Annotated in this window: 20 protein-coding genes; 4 read left to right on the top strand and 16 right to left on the bottom strand. The window is 36.8% G+C overall.

Annotated elements, in window-relative coordinates; genetic code table 11:
- Positions 1 to 13: 13 nt before the first annotated feature.
- Complete coding sequence (locus tag FNW07_RS01980) at positions 14 to 619, bottom strand: DUF4254 domain-containing protein (protein ID WP_126742351.1); 606 nt, start codon at positions 617 to 619, stop codon at positions 14 to 16.
- 85 nt (positions 620 to 704) lie between these two features.
- Between FNW07_RS01980 and upp the strand changes: the two genes are divergently transcribed.
- The gene (upp, locus tag FNW07_RS01975; protein ID WP_126742350.1) at positions 705 to 1,358 is read left to right on the top strand and encodes a uracil phosphoribosyltransferase; all 654 of its coding nucleotides are present in this window, start codon (positions 705 to 707) and stop codon (positions 1,356 to 1,358) included.
- Here the strand turns inward: upp and FNW07_RS01970 are convergent.
- On the bottom strand, positions 1,353 to 2,282 hold the full coding sequence (locus tag FNW07_RS01970) for a DUF6427 family protein (RefSeq protein WP_126742349.1): 930 nt from the start codon (positions 2,280 to 2,282) through the stop codon (positions 1,353 to 1,355). The genes upp and FNW07_RS01970 overlap by 6 nt on opposite strands.
- Before the next feature lie 48 nt (positions 2,283 to 2,330).
- Between FNW07_RS01970 and FNW07_RS01965 the strand changes: the two genes are divergently transcribed.
- Positions 2,331 to 2,561 carry a uracil phosphoribosyltransferase gene (locus FNW07_RS01965; RefSeq protein WP_126742348.1) on the top strand — a complete coding sequence of 77 codons (231 nt, stop codon included), beginning with the start codon at positions 2,331 to 2,333 and terminating at the stop codon, positions 2,559 to 2,561.
- A 30-nt stretch (positions 2,562 to 2,591) separates the two neighbouring features.
- Here the strand turns inward: FNW07_RS01965 and purD are convergent, their stop codons facing one another.
- Entirely contained in the window at positions 2,592 to 3,863 is a 1,272-nt protein-coding gene (gene purD / locus FNW07_RS01960) for a phosphoribosylamine--glycine ligase (RefSeq protein WP_126742347.1), read from the bottom strand.
- Positions 3,864 to 4,023: 160 nt separating this feature from the next.
- Here purD and FNW07_RS01955 point away from each other — a divergent pair, with 160 nt between their 5' ends.
- Positions 4,024 to 5,334: a phenylacetate--CoA ligase family protein gene (locus FNW07_RS01955; RefSeq protein WP_126742346.1), complete on the top strand. Its 1,311-nt coding sequence runs from the start codon at positions 4,024 to 4,026 to the stop codon at positions 5,332 to 5,334.
- Here FNW07_RS01955 and FNW07_RS01950 read toward each other — a convergent pair.
- The 13 genes from FNW07_RS01950 to FNW07_RS01890 form a co-directional block, all read right to left on the bottom strand.
- Positions 5,324 to 6,100 carry a glycosyltransferase family 2 protein gene (locus FNW07_RS01950; RefSeq protein WP_126742345.1) on the bottom strand — a complete coding sequence of 259 codons (777 nt, stop codon included), beginning with the start codon at positions 6,098 to 6,100 and terminating at the stop codon, positions 5,324 to 5,326. The genes FNW07_RS01955 and FNW07_RS01950 overlap by 11 nt on opposite strands.
- A gap of 1 nt (position 6,101) precedes the next feature.
- Positions 6,102 to 7,469, bottom strand: coding sequence for an undecaprenyl-phosphate glucose phosphotransferase (locus FNW07_RS01945; RefSeq protein ID WP_370511476.1), 1,368 nt, complete (start codon positions 7,467 to 7,469; stop codon positions 6,102 to 6,104).
- 3 nt (positions 7,470 to 7,472) lie between these two features.
- The gene (locus FNW07_RS01940) at positions 7,473 to 8,456 is read right to left on the bottom strand and encodes a UDP-glucuronic acid decarboxylase family protein (RefSeq protein ID WP_126742479.1); all 984 of its coding nucleotides are present in this window, start codon (positions 8,454 to 8,456) and stop codon (positions 7,473 to 7,475) included.
- Positions 8,457 to 8,465: 9 nt separating this feature from the next.
- Positions 8,466 to 9,797: an O-antigen ligase gene (locus FNW07_RS01935; protein WP_126742344.1), complete on the bottom strand. Its 1,332-nt coding sequence runs from the start codon at positions 9,795 to 9,797 to the stop codon at positions 8,466 to 8,468.
- Entirely contained in the window at positions 9,739 to 10,845 is a 1,107-nt protein-coding gene (locus FNW07_RS01930; protein WP_126742343.1) for a DUF1972 domain-containing protein, read from the bottom strand. The genes FNW07_RS01935 and FNW07_RS01930 overlap by 59 nt, the downstream gene beginning before the upstream one ends.
- Positions 10,846 to 10,962: 117 nt before the next feature.
- The gene (locus FNW07_RS01925; RefSeq protein WP_126742342.1) at positions 10,963 to 12,129 is read right to left on the bottom strand and encodes a glycosyltransferase family 4 protein; all 1,167 of its coding nucleotides are present in this window, start codon (positions 12,127 to 12,129) and stop codon (positions 10,963 to 10,965) included.
- Positions 12,129 to 13,364: a hypothetical protein gene (locus tag FNW07_RS01920; RefSeq protein ID WP_126742341.1), complete on the bottom strand. Its 1,236-nt coding sequence runs from the start codon at positions 13,362 to 13,364 to the stop codon at positions 12,129 to 12,131. Before FNW07_RS01920 ends, FNW07_RS01925 begins: the two co-directional genes overlap by 1 nt.
- Positions 13,365 to 14,042 carry an acyltransferase gene (locus FNW07_RS13980; RefSeq protein ID WP_126742340.1) on the bottom strand — a complete coding sequence of 226 codons (678 nt, stop codon included), beginning with the start codon at positions 14,040 to 14,042 and terminating at the stop codon, positions 13,365 to 13,367.
- A 102-nt stretch (positions 14,043 to 14,144) separates the two neighbouring features.
- Positions 14,145 to 15,401 (bottom strand): oligosaccharide flippase family protein, encoded by a 1,257-nt coding sequence (locus FNW07_RS01910; RefSeq protein ID WP_126742339.1) that lies wholly within the window; start codon positions 15,399 to 15,401, stop codon positions 14,145 to 14,147.
- Between the two features lie 94 nt (positions 15,402 to 15,495).
- On the bottom strand, positions 15,496 to 16,047 hold the full coding sequence (locus tag FNW07_RS01905) for a hypothetical protein (protein ID WP_126742338.1): 552 nt from the start codon (positions 16,045 to 16,047) through the stop codon (positions 15,496 to 15,498).
- A gap of 73 nt (positions 16,048 to 16,120) precedes the next feature.
- Entirely contained in the window at positions 16,121 to 17,854 is a 1,734-nt protein-coding gene (locus FNW07_RS01900) for a glycosyltransferase family 39 protein (protein ID WP_221931743.1), read from the bottom strand.
- A 121-nt stretch (positions 17,855 to 17,975) separates the two neighbouring features.
- Positions 17,976 to 18,743, bottom strand: coding sequence for a class I SAM-dependent methyltransferase (locus FNW07_RS01895; RefSeq protein WP_126742336.1), 768 nt, complete (start codon positions 18,741 to 18,743; stop codon positions 17,976 to 17,978).
- 10 nt (positions 18,744 to 18,753) lie between these two features.
- Complete coding sequence (locus FNW07_RS01890; RefSeq protein ID WP_126742335.1) at positions 18,754 to 19,710, bottom strand: glycosyltransferase family 2 protein; 957 nt, start codon at positions 19,708 to 19,710, stop codon at positions 18,754 to 18,756.
- Positions 19,711 to 20,025: 315 nt separating this feature from the next.
- Between FNW07_RS01890 and FNW07_RS01885 the strand changes: the two genes are divergently transcribed.
- Positions 20,026 to 23,376, top strand: a complete 3,351-nt coding sequence (locus FNW07_RS01885; RefSeq protein ID WP_126742334.1) for a CotH kinase family protein — start codon at positions 20,026 to 20,028, stop codon at positions 23,374 to 23,376.
- The last annotated feature ends 25 nt before the right edge of the window (positions 23,377 to 23,401 follow it).

The raw sequence follows: 23,401 nt of genomic DNA, 5'->3' as shown, positions 1-23,401 counted from the left end.
TGTCAGATTTAATCTATTTTTTGTTTTGGTACAAAACCGGATTCAGTTCATCATCGTTGTACATTTTCATTTGCTTGTACACTTTCATGAATTTGCTTCCGTTCTCGATATCCTGCAATAAATCATCAATCGCGGTCGATAAATCGCTAAGCTGTTCCATAAGGATATCCAGTTTTGCCTGGCATTTATCCCTGTGGTCCTGAGATGCTTCGGCACGGGTAGCCTCTTCCTGCATGTGATAAATTTTCAATGCCAGAATCGACAGCCTGTCAAAAGCCCAAGCCGGACTTTCAGAGTTGATTTTCGCATTTTCCTTTACCTTAACACCGCTGTATTTCTGAAGAAAATAACTGTCTATATATTCTACCATATCGGTTCGGACCTGATTGGAGGCATCAATTTTGCGTTTCAATACCAAAGCTTCCACCGGGTCGATATTCGGATCCCGGATAATGTCCTCATAATGCCACTGCACTGCATCAACCCAATTCTTCGCATATAACAAATGCTCAAACTTATCTTTAGGATAGGCGTTGCTGATGGGTTGGTCTACACTATCAAATTTATGATAATCTTTAATACTTTCTTCGAATACAGAATAAGCTAATTTTGAAAACATATCTTTACATATTAAAAGACAAAGATACTTTTTATACTTTTATGGTCTAAAAAAACTTTAGAAGTTTAATTTCAAAAATAACGCCATGCATATTCATCATTTATCCGAAGCCAACAGTGTCCTGAACCATTTCTTGGGGCAAATCAGGAACGTTAATATTCAGCATGATAGTATGCGTTTCCGAAGAAATATTGAGCGGATCGGGGAAATCATGGCGTATGAATTGAGCAAGAAACTGCATTATCAAAACGTAGATATCCAAACACCCCTTGGCATAAAACCGACTGCCGAAATCAACGACCAACTCGTTTTATGCTCTATTCTACGAGCAGGACTGCCTCTGCACATCGGTTTTCTGAACTATTTTGACAGTGCCGAAAACGGTTTCATTTCTGCTTACCGACACCATCCCAATAATGACGATTTTTTCGATATTCTTGTCGAATACAAGGCCATTCCGGACATCAACAATAAAAATTTATTATTGATTGACCCGATGCTGGCCACGGGACAGTCTATTGTTGCAGTGTTCAATAAATTAATGGAAAATGCAACTCCTAAAGAAATACACATTGCTGTCGTAATAGCCGCGCCGGAAGGTATTGCACTTTTAAAGGAAGAGCTACCGGACAATTGCCATCTTTGGATTGCTTCGATTGACGAGAAACTAAACGACAAAAACTACATCGTTCCCGGATTGGGCGATGCCGGCGATTTAGCATACGGTAATAAATTATAGTTGGGAGAAAAAAGTAAAAAGACAGCAGGCTACCAGAACAAACATCACTAACTCTTGTCTTAATTTGGCTTGTGGCGTCTCAATCTGGCTCGTTGCCATCACCGATAACGGGGCAAAAGTAAACACCAGGATATCGTTGCTCTTATTCGACGAAACCAGAAAAACAGTTATCGCAATAAAAAAGAAAGAAATCATTTTCTTGTACGAAGAGTGCAGAATCAATGGTTTATGGGATAAGGTCGTCAGCAAAGACACTAAAAAGAACAGCATTACCGCCACATAAATGGATAAGGCCAGATTCTGATAATTATTCTCAAAATAATTAATCTTGATATTGGTGGTCATATTTCCCAAAAACCCATCGATAAGTGTTTTATCGGCCATCACCGAGAACAAGACAAAAATTGTGGCTACTGTAAATAAGGCGACGAAAGGCAAAAACCAGTTGCGATAGTCCCTGGCGCCATGGAACAGAATGGAAATAAATACCATCAGAATAAAAAGAACGCTCCAAAAATGAAACAAAGCAGCCACAAAAACCCAAAAGGAAGCATCAAATATTTTTTCTTTGATGGTTTTCATCGTCTGCATCGAAATTAATCTTCGCAACGCCAACAGTATAAAAAAATTGGAAATAACCAAATTCGGATTATTGAGAATCGAAGGGAATAAAAGCAGGAATAAAAAATAGAAAAAAACTGGGTACGTACTGTCCTTACTGAGTCCGTTTTTCTTCGTAATAAAATTCATTACAAACAAGGAACCGAAGAACAACGCCAGAATTCCAACTTTCTGTATGATAGAAAAAGCCGATTTGGTCCAGGAAATATCCTGAAACTGATATAGAAAAAAGAAAACCAGCATCAATAAAATGACCAATGCATAATTTAATGGTGTAGATTTTCTAAAAAGACTTGTTATCATACGGATATTTTATACTTTTGTAAATGTAAATATAATACTTGTACAAAGATGAGAGCATTTTTTGAAGGAATACAATGGTTGTTTGAAAATATCTTTTTCGCGCCGCACAATTTTTTAAGACAATTAGAGCTTGAAAACTGGGCACTAGCAAACATAATCAACTGGATTTTCATGATTATTTGTGCAGTTGCAACAGTATACTGGTGTAAACAATTGAAATTGCACCGGGATAACAATGAAGAATATCAAGATACAACGGCGCATTCTTTCTTAAAATAAAGGCCCTAACCCCAGAGGGAATAAAGGAATTTATAAATCATAGCCAATATCTTTTCTAAAATACATCTTATCAAAATGTAGCTGGTCTATGTTTTGATAAGATTTTTTTATGGCCTGCTGATAGTCATCCCCATACGAAGTCACAGCCAAAACCCTACCGCCATTACTCAGAACCTGACCGTTTTCGGACTTCGTTCCGGCATGAAAAACAATCGAATCGGTTACCTTTTCAATTCCGGATATCACTTTTCCTTTTTCATAGTCTTCCGGATAACCGCCTGAAACGACCATGATTGTAGTGGCGCTTCTTTCATCAATTTCCAGTTCCGTTTTATCCAGAGTCTGGTTTGCTACCGCCTGAAATAACGCTACCAGATCCGATTTCAATCTGGGAATGACCACTTCCGTTTCCGGGTCGCCCATTCGCACATTGTATTCGATGACTATCGGTTCGTTTTTCACGTTAATCAGCCCGATAAAAACAAAACCTTTATATGGGATTCCGTCTTTCTGGAGGCCTTCAATAGTTGGTTTTACAATGCGTGTTTCGATTTTTTTCAACAAAACAGCATCTGCAAAAGGAACGGGGGAAACTGCTCCCATTCCGCCTGTATTCAATCCGGTATCTCCTTCGCCAATTCTTTTATAATCCTTCGCGGTTGGCAGAATTTTGTAATTTTTTCCATCGGTTAACACAAAACAACTCAATTCGATACCGTCAAGGAATTCTTCGATTACAACTTTAGAACTCGCTTCTCCAAACTTTTCGTTAATCAGCATGTTTCGCAATTCTTCTTTGGCTTCCGCCAAATCCTGAATGATCAAAACACCTTTTCCTGCTGCCAGACCATCAGCTTTCAAAACAAATGGCGGCTGTAAGGTTTCCAGAAACTGACAACCTTGCTCTACTGTTTCTTTGGTAAAACTATCATATGCAGCTGTTGGGATCTGATGCCTAACCAGAAATTCTTTTGCAAATTCCTTGCTTCCTTCTAGTTGTGCTCCCATTTTTGAAGGACCGATAACCGGAATATGTTTTAAACTGTCGTCGTTTTGAAAAAAATCAAAGATTCCCTTTACTAATGGATCTTCCGGACCTACCACCACCATTTCTACTTTTTCCTGAAGTACGAATGTTTTGATGGCGTTAAAATCGGTTGGGTTGAGATTCACGTTTGTTGCTATCGCTTCTGTTCCCGCGTTTCCCGGCGCCACAAAAAGTTGGGAGCATAATGGACTTTGGAGCATTTTCCAGGCAAAAGCATGCTCTCTTCCTCCGGAACCAAGTAGTAAAATTGTCATTGTGTAGTTGTTTATGTTGTTGTTAGCACTTCCATGCCTGAGTGTTGTAACCGCAAAAATAATTGCTTTTGAACGTAAAAAATAATTAATTCTTAAAAAGTTCTCGCTTCTTGACCATTAATGGGCCTTAAATATTATTTTTGATAAAAATAACGTCACCATGTTTTCTCTTTTCGATTTAACGCTCCATTATAATGGTTTTCCAATTCAGAAAGCGAAAGAACAATTGGCTGAAATTTTAGCGATTCCGGAAACCAATTACGAAGAATTTATCGTCTCAAGCCGTCAAAAAATCGTCGAGTTCCACCTGCAGAATAATGCGTACTATCGCCATTTTGCTGGCATAAATGAATTTGAAAATTGGGAAAGTCTGCCGGTGATGCAAAAAAAAGATTTTCAGCAACCTTTAATAGAGCGCCTTTCACAAGGATTTGCGGAAAACAAGGTGTATGTCAACAAAACTTCCGGTTCGAGCGGCGATCCTTTTATTTTTGCGAAAGATAAATTATGCCATGCGTTGACCTGGGCAAGTAATATGTACCGTTTCGGATGGTTTGACATTGATTTTAACACATCGTACCAAGCTCGATTTTATGGCATTCCACTTGATTTTTTTGGTAATAAAAAAGAACGCCTAAAAGATTTTTTGAGCCATCGGTTCCGCTTTACCATTTTTGATTTATCCGACACTGTTTTAGAAGGTTTTCTGCATCATTTTCGAACCAGAAAGTTTGATTACATCAATGGCTATACGAGTTCCATCGTTTTGTTTGCCAAATATCTGCAAAAGAAAAATATCATCCTGAAAGACATCTGTCCCACGTTGAAAGTGTGTATGGTCACTTCAGAAATGCTTTTTGAGGATGATAAAATTTTACTCGAAAAGCAATTTGGTATTCCGATAGTCAATGAATATGGTGCCTCCGAATTGGATCTGATTGCCTTTCAAACTCCAAATGACGAGTGGCAGGTCAATGCCGAGACCTTGTTTGTAGAGATTATGGATGATTATAACAACGTGTTGCCGTATGGTCAGGAAGGCCGCGTGGTAATTACATCCCTTTTTAATAAGGTACACCCGTTCATCCGATATGATATTGGTGATATTGGGATTTTGGATGAAAGAAGTACGCTAAAAAAACCGATTCTGAAGCAACTGATTGGTAGGACAAATGATGTCGCGATATTACCGAGTGGCAAAAAATCGCCGGGTCTGACTTTTTATTATGTGACCAAAAGCATCATTGAAGACGATGGGAATGTGAAGGAATTTATCATTATCCAAACCAAAATTGACACGTTTGAAATAGAGTATGTTAGTGAAAAAGAATTAACAGCTGAACAGATTCAGGATATCGAGAAAGCCATTACCTTATATTTAGAGCCTAATCTGAAATTTAATTTTACCCGAAAAACTACGTTGGAAAGAAGCAACCGGGGCAAACTGAAACAGTTCCGTTCTATGGTGTAATCCTTTTGATATAACGTGGTTTAATTAACAGTTGGGTGAATAAAAATCCGGCCATGCAAAAAAGCGCTGAGACAAAATTATACCCGTGAAATTTTCTATAAACGGCAAAGTTATGCTGAATCAGATTCAATTTGGATGCCGAAATCGAATCCTGGCGAATTCGATAGGAAGCCAGAATTTCCGGAACGGACTGCGCTGTTTTTATTTTTTTTAGGATGGTCAACCAGAGCATCCAGTCCTGCCGTTTGCGAATGGCCGAAATAGCAATTTTACCAAAATAATCCGCATCATAAATACCCGTCAGATTACCCACATAATTGCAAAAGAATAATTGGCGGTACGATAACGCTTTCGGTGCTTCCACTGTTTTGTTCAAAGGATTGCCTGCTTCGTCGATGCAGTCGTAGAAGGAAAAAGTAAATGGTGAGTTGTTTTTGATAAGAAAATCAATCTGTTTTTTCAGTTTCTCTGGTTTCCATAAATCATCGGCATCCAAAAAGGCGATGTATCGGCCTTGAGCCTTACCTAAAGCGGTATTTCGAGCGATTCCGGCACCTGAATTTCGTTCCAGTTGAAACAATTTGATTCGAGGGTCATGTTCCGCCATTTCTTTGACCAGACTCACCGTTTGATCCGAAGAGCAGTCGTCGACAACGAGCATCTCCCAGTTGACATAACTTTGATTCTGGACCGATTTTATAGTCTGGACAATAAATTTTTCGGAATTGTAGCTGGGTGTAATTATGGATACAAGCGGCGTGTCCATATTAATATGCTTTTTCTTCGCCTTGAAAAATATTAACGACGGTTTGAATAATCACTTTCAAATCTAAAATAATCGACCAGTTTTCAATATAAAATACATCAAATTTAATTCGGTTGATCATGTCTTCATCCGTTTCGATTTCGCCACGAAAACCTCTGACCTGCGCCAAACCTGTGATTCCTGGTTTTACGTAATGTCTGACCATGTATTTTTGAATTCTGTTTCCATAGGATTTATTCTGCGACCATAAGTGGGGCCTTGGTCCTACAACAGACATATCGCCCATTAATACATTTAGAAACTGAGGCATTTCATCTAAACTTGTTTTTCTTAAAAAGCGTCCGATTTTGGTGACCCTGGGGTCATTTTTAGAAGCTTCCTTTTCGGTTGTTTTATTGATTTTCATCGAACGGAACTTGTAACAGAAAAACTCCTTTTCATCCAGTCCGGGACGGCCCTGCTTGAAAAAAACAGGCCCTTTCGACTCCAATTTAATGAGAATCGCTAAAATTGGAATTAGCCAGGATAGCAACCCCACAATCACAATTAATGAAAATACGATATCAAAAATTCTCTTAAATGCTTTGGTTGTAGGTTCATGAAGGACCGTTTTTTTTAACGAAAGAACCGGGAAGATTTCATAATAGTCTATTTTTAAATTTTTCGAAAAAATCTCTTTTGTGTCCGGAATAAATTTTAGGATTCGGTTGTTTTCATCGGCAAAAAAGACCAGATCTTTCAGTTGCTCATTGGAAATTTCATTCAGCGAGCAGTAAATTTCATCTACTTTGTTATCAATGACATATTTTTTTAAATCTTCTACTTTTCCTTGAATATTCTCATTCGTTTTCTTATCTGAGAAAAAAGCCAGGAATCGGTATCCGTAATCGGCTCTGGTTTCAAAAAGTTCTTTTAAACGTATGGCTTCTGGCGTGTATCCGATGATGATTGCTCTTCTTAAATTACTGCCGGTTATCAATCGGTATTTCTTTAAATAATAGAACAGTGAAAATTTGGAGATGGCAATAAAGGTCATGCTTGAAGTCACGAAAATAGCAACGGCTCTCCCACTGAAGAGAACTTCTTTAGAGAAAGGAAAGAAAGCAATTACCACCAGGACAAATATAGCACCTTGTTTTAGTAATTTGGTGGTAATTTCAACTGGTGTGGTAAATCGGTAGATTTCATAGAATTTTACAAAAAAAGCCACAGCCATCCATCCCGAAGTCTGATATAAAAGGTAACAGAACGCATTTAAATTAAGCTCCCTGAAGAAAAACAAGCAAAATACAGAAATCACCATCAGATCCATTAAGACGCTGATAGGACGGATGTATTTCGAATATCTTCCTACGTGAAAGGTCATCATAACTTAACGAATATAACCGGTAAAATCTTTGTGTTCCTCTTTCAATAATTCTTCTGTCGATAAGGATTTGAAATAATCATATGTGATTTTCATACCTTCGGCTCTGGATATTTTTGCTTCCCAGCCTAATATTTTTTTCGCCTTCGTAATATCAGGCTGGCGCTGCAGCGGGTCATTGATTGGTAGCGGATGGTAGACAATTTTTTGGCTGGTTCCGGTTAATTTAATAATTTCTTCGGCAAAATCCTTGATGGTGATTTCGTCCGGGTTTCCAATATTTACAGGCAGTACATAATCAGAATGCAGCAACCTGAAGATACCTTCCACCTGATCGTCGACATAACAGAAGGAACGTGTTTGCATTCCGTCTCCGAAAATAGTCAAATCTTCTCCGCGAAGTGCCTGACCGATGAAAGCCGGAATTACGCGGCCGTCATTCAAACGCATTCTCGGTCCGTAGGTGTTAAAAATCCTAACGATTCTTGTTTCCACTCCGTGAAAAGTATGGTATGCCATTGTTATTGATTCCTGAAAACGTTTGGCCTCGTCATACACTCCTCTTGGGCCGATTGTGTTTACGTTTCCGTAGTATTCTTCGGTTTGCGGGTGCACTAACGGATCACCGTATACTTCGGATGTAGATGCAATAAGTATTCTGGCATTTTTGGCCCTGGCTAAACCCAAAAGATTGTGTGTCCCTAATGAACCTACTTTCAGGGTTTGTATCGGTATTTTCAAATAATCGATAGGGCTGGCCGGTGAAGCAAAATGCAGTATATAATCCAGCTCTCCCGGAATGTGGATATATTTCGTAATATCGTGATGATAAAATTCGAAATCTTTATGTTTGAAAAGATGTTCGATATTTTTTAAGTCACCGGTAATAAGATTATCCATTGCTTTTACAGAATATCCTTCTGCAATAAAACGATCACAAAGATGCGAACCCAAAAATCCTGCGGCACCTGTAATAAGTATTTTTTTCATCATATTATTTTATTCTTTTTTTGGGGCAATTGGTATAAATCCGGAGTTAAACAGACAGTACATTGCGGTAAAAAACATTACGCCTCTCTGTCTCCATAAAAATGATTCCGTCAAAAATAAACTTATCATTAGAACTGCAAAAGAAATATGGATAAAATCTTTTGTTTTAAGGGCATTTTTTATGTTTACAAACAACATTGTCAGTAATATCACCAATCCGAATATTCCCAATTCGGCAAAATTCTGAATGTATTGATTGTGAAAGTTTTTAGTCTGGTATCCTTGTTGGGTCTCATCTCCTAAAAAAAGATTATACTGCACCCCTTTGGCAGCAATTTTTGGATACGAAGCATTTAAACCATAACCGGTAAAAAAGATGCCATCTTCCTGAAGCATCTCGAGAAAAATCCGCATCTGATATACTCTAAATGCCGTGCCTGGAAAATAATCATTGGGCTGAAAAGTGGTATTGGTCCATGCCTGCTTAATGCTGACATTATATACAGGCCCGGACTCTTTACTGATAACATCATTAACACTGCTGTCGGTCATAATGGTTTCATATTCTTCTTTGAAACGATCCTTAATTTTACCGACGAATGTCAGGGAAAAAAGAAAAATAATGAATATTATGAGGTTTTTCAGTCGCATCTTTTTTGAAATTTTCGAGTAAAATAAATGATAGCAAATCATTAATCCGATGAAGACCACGATGATGTTCTTGGAAGACAACAAAAAGACCATGGCAAGCAATAAACCAATGGCAATAATATCTATTACTGATTTGTTTGTTTTGGTAAAAAAATAGAAAAAGGCCATGGCAACATAGACTGAAACGTGAATGGCATTGACATCTTTAGTTACCAGTTCATGATAGAAAAAAACAGATGAATCCCCCGTGAAAGCAAAACGGATAAAGGCTTTAGTGAAATAAAAAAGGACAAAAAGGAGAATCCCGAAACTGTAAAACCGGATGATTTTCCTTTTCTGTTCCGGCGATAATTCCTTAAACAGCAAAAAACAAAGCGGAATCAGCAATAACGGAAGTTCTTTAGAGAGCGATGCTATCGAGCTTGGCTTATCAATGGACCATAGCACAGAAATCGCCATCAGCACATACAATAATATGGGCAGGTAAAGATAAATGTCAACTTTAAAATTGGTTTTTTTGAAAGTAATCAATGTTACTATTAACAGAAGTCCAAGGGAAATACTGTTTACAGCATAACTCAGCGGGATAGTCAATAGCACTAAAAGTATAAATAGTAGCGAAGAATGGTTTTTACTTTCCTGTTGCAGCTCTTGAAATACAGTCTTCAAATAATTGTAGGTATTTGCCATTTATCTTATTCCAATTAAATTCATTTACAATTGCCTCAAAGTTGTTTTGAATGAGCGGCAAGTTATCGCTTTTTTTGGTTGTATTCAGGATATTTTTCACTTCTCCGGCATTCGAAAAATAATAGGCATTCCCTTTAAGGACTCCCTTATTAAAATCATTATTGTGCGCCACAACCAAAGCTCTCGAGGCCATAGCTTCTAAAAGCGAGGGGTTGGTTCCGCCAACGGAGTGGCCATGAAAATAAATATTCGAAAAGTAACGCAGGTTATCCAAATGCTCCAGATTATAAACCGCTCCTACAAAGCGTATATTGGAGAAATATTTGAATTTGTTTTTCAGATATTCCCCATATTTGGTATTGTGCTTACCAATGACTAAAATTGGGGTTTTGTCTTCATTTAAGGAAACTCCCTCCAATACCATGTCCAGGTTATTCTCCGGCTCAAAACGCGCCATAATCATGTTATACTTGTCTTTTTCAACATTGTATTGTGCGATAATCGGTTCGTTTGGGTTCGTAAAAGCATGGGCGCCGTAAGCGATATAGGTCGACTCTTTTTTGTATTGGTCCAGCAGGAATTTTTTGATTCCCAACGAATCGGAAACCAGATAATCACTACTGATGGCAGCTAATCGTTCGGCAAATTTGAGGAATTGCTGTACGGGTCTTGAATATTTGGTCCGCTTCCATTCCAATCCGTCCATATTGGTGATGATAATTGGCTTTTTGGGCAGCAGAAAGAACCAGATGGAATTGCTGGTATACCCCAACTGAAGGATAATATCGAAATTTCTTTTTCGGGAATCCAAAATACAATTGAGGTCATACACAAATTGTCCGAAAGTTCCTAGCTTGTGCTCCGGATCGTTCTGATGGATTATGTGTACTCCATGAAAGGATTTTTCCTGAAAAGGATGATTGTGCGAATTATAAACATATACCTCATGACCCTGCTCAACTAGATATACAGAGAAAAACTCAGCAAATTGCTCAAATCCTCCGTAATAATTGGGTACCCCGCGTGTTCCTAGAATGGCTATTTTCATCAACAAAATTTCATATTGTAGGGGTAAAAATACTGTTTTATGTGATAAAACAAGGGCCCAAACTGATTAAAACTTGTTTTTTATTGCCTAATAAAAATAGATTTAGCGGTACATTTGTTAAATAATCTCTTCGAATATTCTTTCAAAATGCTGGACATGACTTTCCAAAGAAAAATAATCGATCGCTCTCTGGTGTCCTTTAATTCCAAATTCTTTTCTTAATTCGGGATTAACAATCAGTTTATTTAAGGCCTCTGCCAAACTGTTTTCGTTATTGGGTATAAAAAGGAATCCCGTTTCATCGTCAATTACGATTTCTGTTGGACCGCCATGATTGGATGCCACGACCGGTTTTTTTGACAACATCGCTTCAATTACCACCATCCCGAAAGGTTCTGGTTGGGTTGAAGGTACTACAGCAATGTCTATAGCATCCCAAAATTTCCCGATTTCTTTTTGAAAAGGAATAATAGTTACTTTTTGCTCCAAGTGATATTCTCTAATTTTTTCCTTCAGATTTGTTTCGAATATTTCCTGATTTGGCGGAGCGGAACCCAGGAAAACCAATTTGATATTAGAATGCGTTTCCGTCAAAATGTGGAAAGCACTCAACAGCAATTGCTGTCCTTTCCAGCTATTGATTCTTCCCACCAATGCGATTACAATCTCCCTGTCATTGGACAAAAGATAATCTTTACGGACTTTGTTTATCTCCTCTGCCGAATAATCTACCTTTTGATGGACGTCAATGCCATTCCAGACAAATTCCGATTTGTCAGTTAAGATCTTATTATTTTCAATCCAGAAATTCATCGTTTCCTTAGAATCGTATACCACTTTATGGTTGCTTTCTATTGCAAGGATTTTTTTGAACGCACGGTTAAAAATTTTCGGTGTTGCAATGATTTCCTGAACATGCCATAAATGTTTGATATTTCTTTTTTTGGCAAATAAAATACCAATCAATGCAGCTAAAGTATGGGAATAAACCAATTTGAAATCATGCTCCTGATGCAGTTGATCCAACATTTTAATCCCATCCTTATATTCCTTGAATATTTTCACGAGATTTTTTGGTGTAAACATTTTTCGGTAAAGTTTCAATACCGGAGCAATGACTACTTTTATATTGTTTTTTTCTAATTCCTCTTTTAATGGACCTTCAAAGGGTAATACTACCACAGGATAATACTTGGTTTTATCCAACTCCGATATAAACATCAGAATTGTTTTATCGGAGCCATAAAGTTCCGCCGATTGATGTATAAAAAGTATGCTTTTCATTATTCTTGAATGTTATTGCGGGATTTTTCTGAATAGGCAATTAAAAACCCCATGAATATGGTCTTGGTGTCAATTAAATTATAAAATCCCAGAAAAACCCAATTTGATAGTATTAAAAAAATTCCAGTTCCTAAAAAAAGTAAATTTATCTGCCTGATCTTATTGGAATCACCTTTCTTTTTCCTGAAAAAATAATATATCGAATACAGGTAAATCAGAATGCCGACAATTCCGGATTTTAAAAAAACAATCATGAATCCATTATGGAGGATAGAGATAAACCGTAATTCCATATCTCCCAAATAGACTTTTTGCTTTAAGTCAATGATAGAACCTAAACCTTTGCCGAAAAACACATTCCACATCCCATCTCTCGACACTTGTCTGATGGTCATAATGTTCTCATAGGAGCGATAATTATCATTAAAATCAATATAATCTGCCCTGTTTATTTTTGTTTTAAAAGGCTCCAGTGGCGCCACTTTTATCTTGTATAAGAATGCCTCTACACCTTCCCCGTTCCGTTTAGGGTCTATATACAATACGGCCACATAACCAATAATGGAAACGAGTATTATGGTTGTAATGATGGTCAATGATGTTTTATTCAATGTGAAATACCCTTTGATGGCCAGAAATAAAATAAGGAATTGAAGAAAATTGGTTCGGGCAAGGTACAAAAAGACCGAGAACCCCACAATCAAAGTTATGATTCTGAGTCTCTTTGGGGATAAGTCGAGTTCGAATTTTTTATGAAAGATCAATATTATCAATACATAAACTTCATAATCGCTAAAGTATCCGCCATAAAAACGCAGGTCATTTACAGTGGCTGCCCGGAAAACGATTACTGCAAAAAGTAAAATAAGAAGGTGCAGAACCGCAATAATTAAACCTGTGGTAATCACTAATTTGAATGCATTATTCAGGTTTCTTTTACACAACTGATACCCTATAAAGAACCCGATGACCGGCTTGATCAAATAGGCCACATCCCTAATGATGTAATAGGTTTTATACTCATGAAAAAACATTACTACCGTGGCAATGACTAAAATAACGAGAAATGGAATGGACAGTTTTAAAAATGAATACGAATAATTTTTACTGACAGAAATCAATACGGTGCCTGTCCAAACCAACATGGTCAGCTCAAAGTTGTTCAGGTAGGGAATTGTAACGCATAAGACAAATAGTAATTGAGACAGAAAATTACTGGGAACGGCTATTTTCATCTACTCTATCTTTTTTATGATTTTGGCCGGGATTCCCCCGATAACGGAATAGTCCGGAAAGACCCCGTTTACCACCGCACCGGCGGCAACTACAGAATGGTTACCAACAACACAACCGTCCAGAAAGGTAACTTTTGCGCCAACCCATACATTGTTTCCTATTATTATTCCCTTTGAAGTAACGCCCTGCTCCCGAATTAATTTGTTGAGATCACTGAAATTATGGTTTTCGGAATGAAAACTAACATACGAGCCCATAATTACATTATCGCCAATTTCGATACCACCGGGCGCACCAAAATGGGTAAAATCACCTACGGCGGAATTATTTCCCATCTTTAATCCGACACCGAATTTTGAGAAATGACTTGTGGACAACAAATTGGAATAAGCCCCTATTTTAACTCCATCTCCAAGAATTATCTTGTGTTTCGCGTATCCGTCAAGTTTTGTATGATGTTCTATCGTTACATTTTTCCCAAAGGAAATATTTTTCCGGTTATAGACGGTACAATGTCTTTCGAAATACACTTTGGATCCTGTTTTCAAATAGCCCCTAATAAGCATCATCCCCCTTTTATAAAGTGTTAATAAAATAAGAGAATCAGGAATATCAGAATCGATGGAATATGATTTTCCTGACTTGGCTAATAATTTTTGAAATAATGTTTTAATCATTTTTTAGGGAATCAGAAAATTCGCTTCCAATAGGCATGCTTTTAATTCCTTCCAAAAATACACTTTTTGCTCTAAATAGAAATAAGTATTTTTTGAAGGATCCTAATAGGCGAATTTGTCTTTTAAATAAAAATAATAAATAAAAATTGTAGCGGTTTCGACGGCGATCAAGGTCATAAAAATAGCGTACGTTTTATAGTATGGAAACAGTGCCATCATTAGCAGTAAATTGAGGAATACCATAGCCACGGTAACCCTGATATAGAATCTCTGACTGTTGGACCCTAAGACCAATTGTTTCAAGGGATTGGATATAGCCAATACCACTGGCACCAAAACTGCAAGCCGTAATAGGATACTGATTTCAGAAAGGTCAATTTTGGTAAAAAAGGAAACTATGGGGATGGCCAATACATAAATAATTACCATGGACACAGTGACAAAAATAAAATTCATACCATTGTATATTTTCCAGAACCGCAGTCCGCTTTGCTCGTCTTTTTCCAAAAGAAAACAAATCCTGGGATATACAAAATTAAAGAACAAATTAATGTAGGTTTTAAAAATCACGATGACCTGATCTACTATTTTATATTGTCCCGCGAGAAGATTGTTTCCAAACAGACCGATTATCATAATCGGGGCATACATTTGGAGTGACACAAAAATCTGGGAAGAAAACATGGAAAAGTTTTCTTGAAGGAGTTTGGCTATGTCCGTTTTTTGGGTTTTTCTAAAACTAAAAGAGTACTTATTCAAGATATAGCCAAAGGCAAGTAAGTTGGCCAAAATTGTTCCTATTCCCCACCATAAATTGATGTAGATATAATCTTGCTGTTGGTGTATGAAGACAAAAATCCCCAAAAGGTAAATGACTTTTGAAATGATGGTCAGAATCGTGATCCATTTGAAGTTTTCTAATCCCTGAAGAAACCAGGTCGGGTTTAAAAACTGGCCGATTAAAATGGGAAGTCCCAGAAAAAACAACTTCTTTTCGGTATTGAAAAAAGGAACCAGGTAAAATAACAAAGAGCAGAGTATCAAAACCAGTGTCAACAATACGAATTTTGAACAGAAGGTAGTAATGAAGATTTTCTCTAACTCGGCATTGTTTCCCCTGTTGACCGCAACATCTTTCACGCCGATAATATCCGAACCATAATCAATAAAGACCATTATAAAAAAGGAAATAGCCATGGCAATGCTCACTTTACCATAACTTTCAATTCCACAAACAGAGACTATGTAAGGAACAACCAATAGGGGCGTAATCAAATTAAAACCTTGTCCCAGTCCATAAATAAACAGATTGGTGTTTTGTTTGCTTTTTAATAATGCAGTTATTTTTTCCTTAAACATTTAGAAGTATGAATAGAATTTCAAATATACATAAAAGAAAATGCTGTAAACAGAATCCTATTTCTGTTTACAGCATTTTAAAAATTTTCTAAAACTATTTAGTTATTTTAGTAACTTCATCAAGAATAGCTTGTTGAGGATAGTAAAAAGGGGTAGTGAATGTTTTAGGGTTTTTTACAAATTTAATAGTTCCTTTAACTTGATCAATTTCAGTTTTTACGGAATCGTTAGCTATAAAATATTTTAAAAAATCAGATCCTTTAGCTTCAAATGTTTTTCCATAAAAATTTAATTTAAATTTTTCAAGTATAACATCTCCTTGTTCTTTGTTTAATCCAAAATCTAGTCTAATGTCTGTAGGAATAATTTCTTCGGGTAAATCTAAAACTACTTTTTGACTTTCCGCTTGTCCTTTCACGCCAGCCCAAACTGCTTTTTCCCCGGTGAAATTAATGGTTCCGTCTTCTGTATAATATACCGCAAAGTTGTCGTCTTTTGGAGCTGTAATATCTAAATCCACGCTGAATTTTTCTTTCTTTTCAACTTTCGGTGCATTTTCTTCTGCGTCTTTAACCTGATTGTCATTTTTACAAGAAACAAATACAAGCGAGAAAATGGTAGTAATAATAAAAATTTTCGTTTTCATCTGATTATTTAATTTTATGGGGCAAAATTATATAAAAAAAAACACATGGCAACACTGTAGTTTTATTTTATATTTATTTTTTTTTGAGTTTAAGTGAGTAGATAATAGCATTTCTATCTTGCCCTTTCTCAAAAATATCATTATCATAAATAAACTGAATCCTTACTTTCTCGTTTTTATTATAATTAAACGATATTACTTTTTCGGGCGTAGTGGTGTTTTCGCTGAGATTTAGATTCCCAATTTCAACTCCGTTTAATTTAAATTTTAAATGCGCATTTTCACCATTAATAGGTTTTGCAGGAAGGCTGTTACCGCTAATTATTAAATCATAATTTCCTTTCTCCAACGTAATAAATTCAGACCTTGCATTGGTGTTTTCGAATAAAATTATATTCCCGTTCCCATCGAAATGTACCGGTTTAAATATACTTAAATCTAAATTTTCATTTAAATTTATTTTTTCTTCCGCTATCGGAGCGTAATAATTTGCCCAAGCATCGTGAAACTCTAATTTTTCTTTTAAAATAAAATTTTTGTCTAAGTACGCCTGCCCATCGACCGTTAATGTATAAGGTCTGGAATTGGCATCAGCATACCAAAATGCTTTAGGTTTAATAGCTCCGCTTTTCATTCCCGCGACATAATCTTTAAGCGAATATGAATTTCCCTCAATTGTGATATCGGGAGTGTTTGCGAAAAAATAGGGGAATAGCCAGCTCCAATAGGCAACAATTTTTGATTTTTCCGGATTGCGCCTGGTGATCTCCTTGGTCAATTCCCGAAACTGTGATTTGGTGACAGTATTGTAATAATTTTTAACTACAAATAAATCAATCAGTGAAAATAATACAAAACAGGATATAACTATGCATTTTATTAGTTTGTTCTTAATAAGATCCATCCCAATTGTAATAACCAGAACTAATACCGGCAAAATATTTATAAAATACCTGCTTAATATCATCGGGACATCAAGATACGACCTTAATAACGGTATAACTAATGATGTGAATAGCCAGATAAATAAAATTATAAAACTAAATAGGATTTTATTATTTAAAATTGTTTCATGTTTATAATTCTCTGTTTTTTCCTTGAACAAATTAATCACATAAAAAATAACGATAAAATTGATAATAAAGAGTATTATCTCTGAGTTCCCGAAGAATTCTTTGAACATCATTGTAAATGCGTCCGGACCCGGTTTTTGTAACCAAAACGACGAAATTTCAGAAACTCTAATTATTGCTTCATATGCGGGTAAAAAAATTATTAGAGTTACAATTCCTGAAATGAAGGAATAGAAGAAAAAAGTTTTCTTATTCTCTTTTGGCGATGTAATGAGGAAAAATAACAAAATCAAATATTGGGAAAAAATGGTGATAAATCCAAAAAAATGGGAATTCACAATCAGACCGGCAAAGATTCCATAATAGACTGCATGCAGAATTGTTGGTTTTTTTATAAATATCACCAATCTGTAAAAGGCCATGACCGTGAAAAGAAAAAGCATGCCGTAAGGTCTCATTTCCTGCGAATATGAGATATGGAAAATATTTACAGAAAGCAGGGCTGCTGCAATTAAACCGCTTCTTTTATTGAATAACTCCTTTGCAAAAAGATAGATAGCATAAATTCCCACGACACCGATAACACCCGAAAAGACTCTGGCAACCAGTGTGGAATAGCCAAAAACTTCAAACACAAACCGGAGTAGCAGAAAATAAAGGTGGGGTATAAATTCCCAAAACATAATTCCGTCATAAAATTGCTTTAAGGTCAGTTTAGGATCGGAATTCTTCATTGTTAGAATTTCATCTAACCAAATGCTTTGAAAATCAGCGTGATATACTCTTAAGAATGCTCCCGCTAGCAATATAATTGTCAGCCAATAATTTTTTTTAAGCCAATTTAGTAATTTCATGTTATTTATCTTTTTTCCAGGTGTAAAGGATAGATACTCCGAAAGGAAGTTTGATATTGCTATTTATAAATTTGCTTTCAAAAAGCATGATAGATTGTAAAAAAGAATTTAAAAGCCCTGGTTTAAAAGCCTCAAAGTCACTTCCTGATCCCGATCTCTTTTTTCCCGACTTCAAAAGGTTGCTCAGGCTCCTAAAAGCAAAAATCGGGGGAAAAAGAAAAAAATTAAAATAGGACGAAAAAATCTTTTCACCTGTGCCAAGTTTTTTGAATAATTTTTCGACCTGCTCTAATTTATATCTTCTGAAATGATGGTTGATGACATCGTGGTGGCTCCAAAGATTCATAAAAGCGGGAACGGTTATAAAAAGAATCCCGTTGTCCCTGGCGACTCTATTCATTTCCGATACGGCTAACTGGTCGTCTTCGACATGTTCTATCACGTCAAAAGCGCAAACCAAATCAAAAGAATTATCGGCAAATGGCAACTCTGTTATAGATCCGTTTATAATTTCCAGACCTGTCTTTTCGGAAGCAAACTCACAGCAAAATTGATCGTATTCTATAGAAACGACATGGCCAAATGTCGCTAAATATTCGGAACTCCTTCCTGTTCCACAACCCACATTCAGAATTTTTAAATCTTGTTTCTGCAATTTCTTTTGCGAAATAAGCTTTTTAATGTAATTGGATATTATTTTTTCACGGGCTACAAACCACCAGTGCTGTCTTTCTAAATCATAATATTCCTTATAGTATTCGTGCTGCATGAGGTCTTTCTTAGTTTGATTCTTCTTTATATTTACCGTCCTGAACAATTTTATCTATAACATAAAGCGGCCTGCTTCTTACTTGATTATAAATTCTTAAAACATATTCTCCTATTAGTCCTAAAGAAATCATTTGCACACCACTGAATAAAATTATGGCTAATATAGTTGCGGTAAATCCCTGAGGAACATCATCATAATATATTTTTCTGTAAATATTATAGATAAAGTACATCAGCGAAAAAACCACCGTCAGAAAACCCAACCGGGTTATAACTTTAACCGGGAAATCACTGAAGTTAAAAATGCCGTTGAAAGCCAGTTCAAATAATTTCGACCAGCTGTATTTGGTTTCACCAGCTTGCCTTTCATCGCGATCGTACTCATATCCAATTTGTTTGAATCCCACCCAAGCACGCATACCTCTTAGATAACGACTTTGTTCGGGCATATTATTCATATTGTCCACGACTCTTCGGCTCAACATGGAGAAGTCACCGCTGTCGATCGGAATATTAAAACTGGATATCTTTTTTTGCAATCGATAATAAGCAGCGTATGCCAATTTTTTAAAAAAACTCTCTTTTCTGTTTTTTCTTATGGCATATATAACATCATATCCCTCCGTCAAAAGTTCGTAGAATTCATTTACTAATTCCGGAGGGTCCTGTAAATCACCATCAATAATCATGGCTCCTTTTTTGCCTCGGACATAGGACAGCCCCGCACTGACCGCTAGCTGATGCCCGTGATTTCTGGATAATAAAACCCCCGTAAACCGGTCGTCTTTTTTACAAATTCCTTCAATTAATTGGTCGGTTTTATCCATGCTTCCATCATTAATTAGAATTACCTCGCATGAAAACGATGTTTGGTCGATGACATCGGTCAGTCTCTGGATTAACTGGTCAAAAACAGCCTCTTCATTATAAAGGGGGACAACTATGGAAATGTCTATTCGTTTCAAAATTTATTTTTTAATATGCTTTATGTGCAATACATAAATGTGTGGATAAATGATATTGACAGTATAATTTTTCAGCCGTAAATCTATTTCAATTTTATGAATTTGAAATGATTTTTTTTATAAAATGAAAAGTTTACTGCTTCAACTCCCATTTGGAATATAAAACTGGTCCAAAATTTTAAAATGTTAAAATATTTTCGCCTTTCTTAAATTATGCATTTGACAGGATTAAATTGGTTATGTGCCGACAAAGAGAATCGCTTTTTATTTTTTTTTATAAATTTATGGATCTATTAATCAAGACATTACCTAAAAATGAAAAAGACAGCTACCCTTCTATTCTTTTTGTTCTCTCTTGCAAACACAACACCTATTTTTAGTCAAATCGTCATCAATGAAATACTCACATCCAATACAACTATTAATGCGGATGAGGACGGTGAATATCATGACTGGATAGAGCTGTACAATACCGGGGCAACCACGGTTAATTTGTCAGGCTACGGTTTATCTGACGATCCGGCTCTTTTGTTCAAATGGGTTTTCCCAAATGTATCTGTTCCAGCAGGACAATATTTATTGATATGGTGCTCTGATAAAAATCGGGCTGTTGCAGGCAGTCCCTTGCACACTAATTACAAAATAAGTTCCGCAGGGGAGGTGATATCATTGACAAATCCATCAGCAGTAGTGGTGAATAGTGTTCCGTCCACGGTAATTCCACAAAATATTTCTTACGGCCGTCTCCCGAACGGGACTGGTGGTTTTGCTTTCTTTTCGGTCGTTACGCCTAAAGCAGCAAATTCATCAGTTGGCTACAGTGGCTTCTTAAACCCCCCAACTTTTTCACAAGAATCTGGATTTTTTACCAGCGGTTTTAATTTAACCCTGTCGACTGCGGTAGCCGGGTCCACCATACTATATACGCTTGACGGTTCGGAACCCAAAGCCTCCAATTTAGGAGGAACAACCTATAGTTATAAGAATCAGTATCCCGAGCATCCCGGACAGGCCACCGGATCATTTTTAACTAAAAATTTCACGACCCTCCAATATAGCACTCCACTTGTTATTGCGGACAGGTCATCTCAACCCAATAAAATTGCAAATATTTCAACTACTTATTCTTTTACTCCAACCTACATTCCAACAAGTCCCATATTGAAAGGAACCGTTGTAAGGGCAAAATTAATAAAGTCCGGCTCTCTAGATAGTAAAACAATAACCAAAACATATTATGTTTTTCCTCTGGCAGGCAATCAATTCTCTTTACCGGTCGTTTCGATAAGTCTGGACGAGAATATGCTTTATGATTACTACAACGGCATTTATGTAGCGGGAAAAGATTTTGACGACTGGAGAATTGCCCATCCTACCTGGGAGCCGATAGATTATGAAGATCATTCCAATTATTACCGTCGCGGAATAGCAAATGAGAGACCCGCGAATTTTACCTATTTTGTAAATGGTATTCCACAGCTGAATCAGGATATCGGTCTGCGGGTACACGGCGGATCTTCAAGAGATTTCCCAAGTAAATCTTTCAACCTGTATGCCCGATCAGATTACGGGGATGATACGATGAGTTATCAGTTTTTCGCGGATCGTCCGTTTGCTAATTTTTCGGGATTAGTACTTCGCAATTCCGGAAATGATTTCAATCAGACCATGTTTACAGATGCTTTAAATCAAGAGTTAATGAAGACTCTGAATGTTGTCACCAAAGGGTATCAGCCGACCATTACTTTTATAAACGGAGAATTTAACGGGCTTCTAAACCTGCGGGACAAAATCGATAACAACTATTTTAAAAGAGTATTTGACATTCCGACCACTGAAATAGATCTTTTAGAAAATGAAGGCGCTGTACAAGAAGGGGATGATGTCCATTATTGGGCCATGATTGATTATATAACCAACCATTCCTTTGCCACTCAGGCTAATTTTGACTATATAAAAACCCAACTGGATCCCGAAAGTTTTAAGGATTATTTTATTTCCAATATTTTTCTGGCAAATAGGGATTGGCCAGGAAATAACATTGTTTATTGGAGAAAAAAAACTACAGCTTATGTGCCAAATGCTCCGTTTGGTCATGACGGGAGATGGCGATGGCTGGCGCATGATATGGATGATACTTATGCGAGATCGGGTGGTATTAACTATAATACTTTAGCCGCTGCTACAGACCCTAATGGACCCCCAATCCCAAATCCGGCGTGGTCAACCTTAATTTTACGCAAATTACTGGAAAATAATACTTTCACAATCGAATTTATCAATCGATTTGCTGATTTAATGAATACCACGTTCCTTTCTTCACGAGTGTTGTCAAAAATAGACGAAATGAAGGCGGTGATTGCTCCGGAAATGCCAAGACAATTCGCACGATGGGAAGCACCTGCAGATGACGGTGACTGGAATTATTTTTTGAATTTAGAAAAAGATTTTGCCGCTCAGAGACCCGATTTCCAACGAACTCATATCCGACAAAAGTTCGGAATTGCGTCCAATATCAATGCTACATTGAATGTTTCCAATGCAAGTCACGGTTACATAAAAATGAACACCATTGAAGTAGTTGATGGAACTCCGGGCATTGTTGGAAACCCCTATCCGTGGACAGGAATTTATTTTCACAATATTCCTGTTACATTAAAAGCGATTGCTAAACCGGGATACGTTTTCGACCGCTGGAGTGGTGCTTCCAACAGTACCAATGCCGAAATTACATTAACTCCAACTGCTAATTTTTCGATAACGGCCAATTTCATTGCCGGCGGTCCGGAAATCAGTGTGCCAATTTATTTTTGGATGATGGATAGTAGAATTGTAAATGATACTCCACTGCAAACACTAAACTCAACTTATAAAGTAGCTACAGATGGCGTCATCCAATATCAATCCTGTTTGGTGGGTTATCCATTTACCGCTGCAAGTCCTAATTGGAGAAAAGCCTCTATGGAAAGAAGAAGTTTTGCAACCCCAATCAATTACAGACCGGAAGCCAATAAGAACTTGGTTTATGCCAGCAGCGACATGAAGGGATTGCAGATCAGACAACCGTTCCAGAGTGGTGGTTTACAGAACACATTAATCTTTAATTTTTCGACAGCGGGCTATCAGAAAATCAAATTCTCGTTTGCTGCTGCAGATGAACTTGCCGGAGTAACAGGCATTACTGTTGATTATGCAATAAATTCCGGAACGCCAACTTGGATTTCAACGGGATTACCAGCTTCATCATTACCGCTGACCTCTGCATATCAATTGTACCAGATAGATTTCTCTACTATCACTTCCGTCAATAATAATCTGAATTTCAAAGTCCGTTTACGATTTACGGGGCCTAATATGACTCTGGATGCAGGGAACAGGGTCACTTTTAACAATATTGCCGTAGAAGGGGTTCAAACAACACTCGATACTATTGCAAACGAAGTAGTGCGGTTTAAAGTATATCCGAACCCGGTTGCAGATATTCTTAACATCTCTGGCGATACCAGTCACATGAATTATAAGATATTCACCATCGACGGAAAATTACTTAAAACAAATCAGGTTGAATCTGCCCGTATTAATTTGAGTGACTTGCAAAAGGGAATGTACTTATTGCAACTGTCGGCTGAAGATAATGTAGAGATTAAGAAAATAATAAAGAAATAAACCTTTTCCAATTATGAAATAGAAT

This window comes from Flavobacterium sp. GT3R68, assembly GCF_007109225.1.
Classification (GTDB): domain Bacteria; phylum Bacteroidota; class Bacteroidia; order Flavobacteriales; family Flavobacteriaceae; genus Flavobacterium.
The sequence above is the reverse complement of the archived record's forward strand: the minus strand, read 5'-3'. Positions and strand labels throughout refer to the sequence as shown.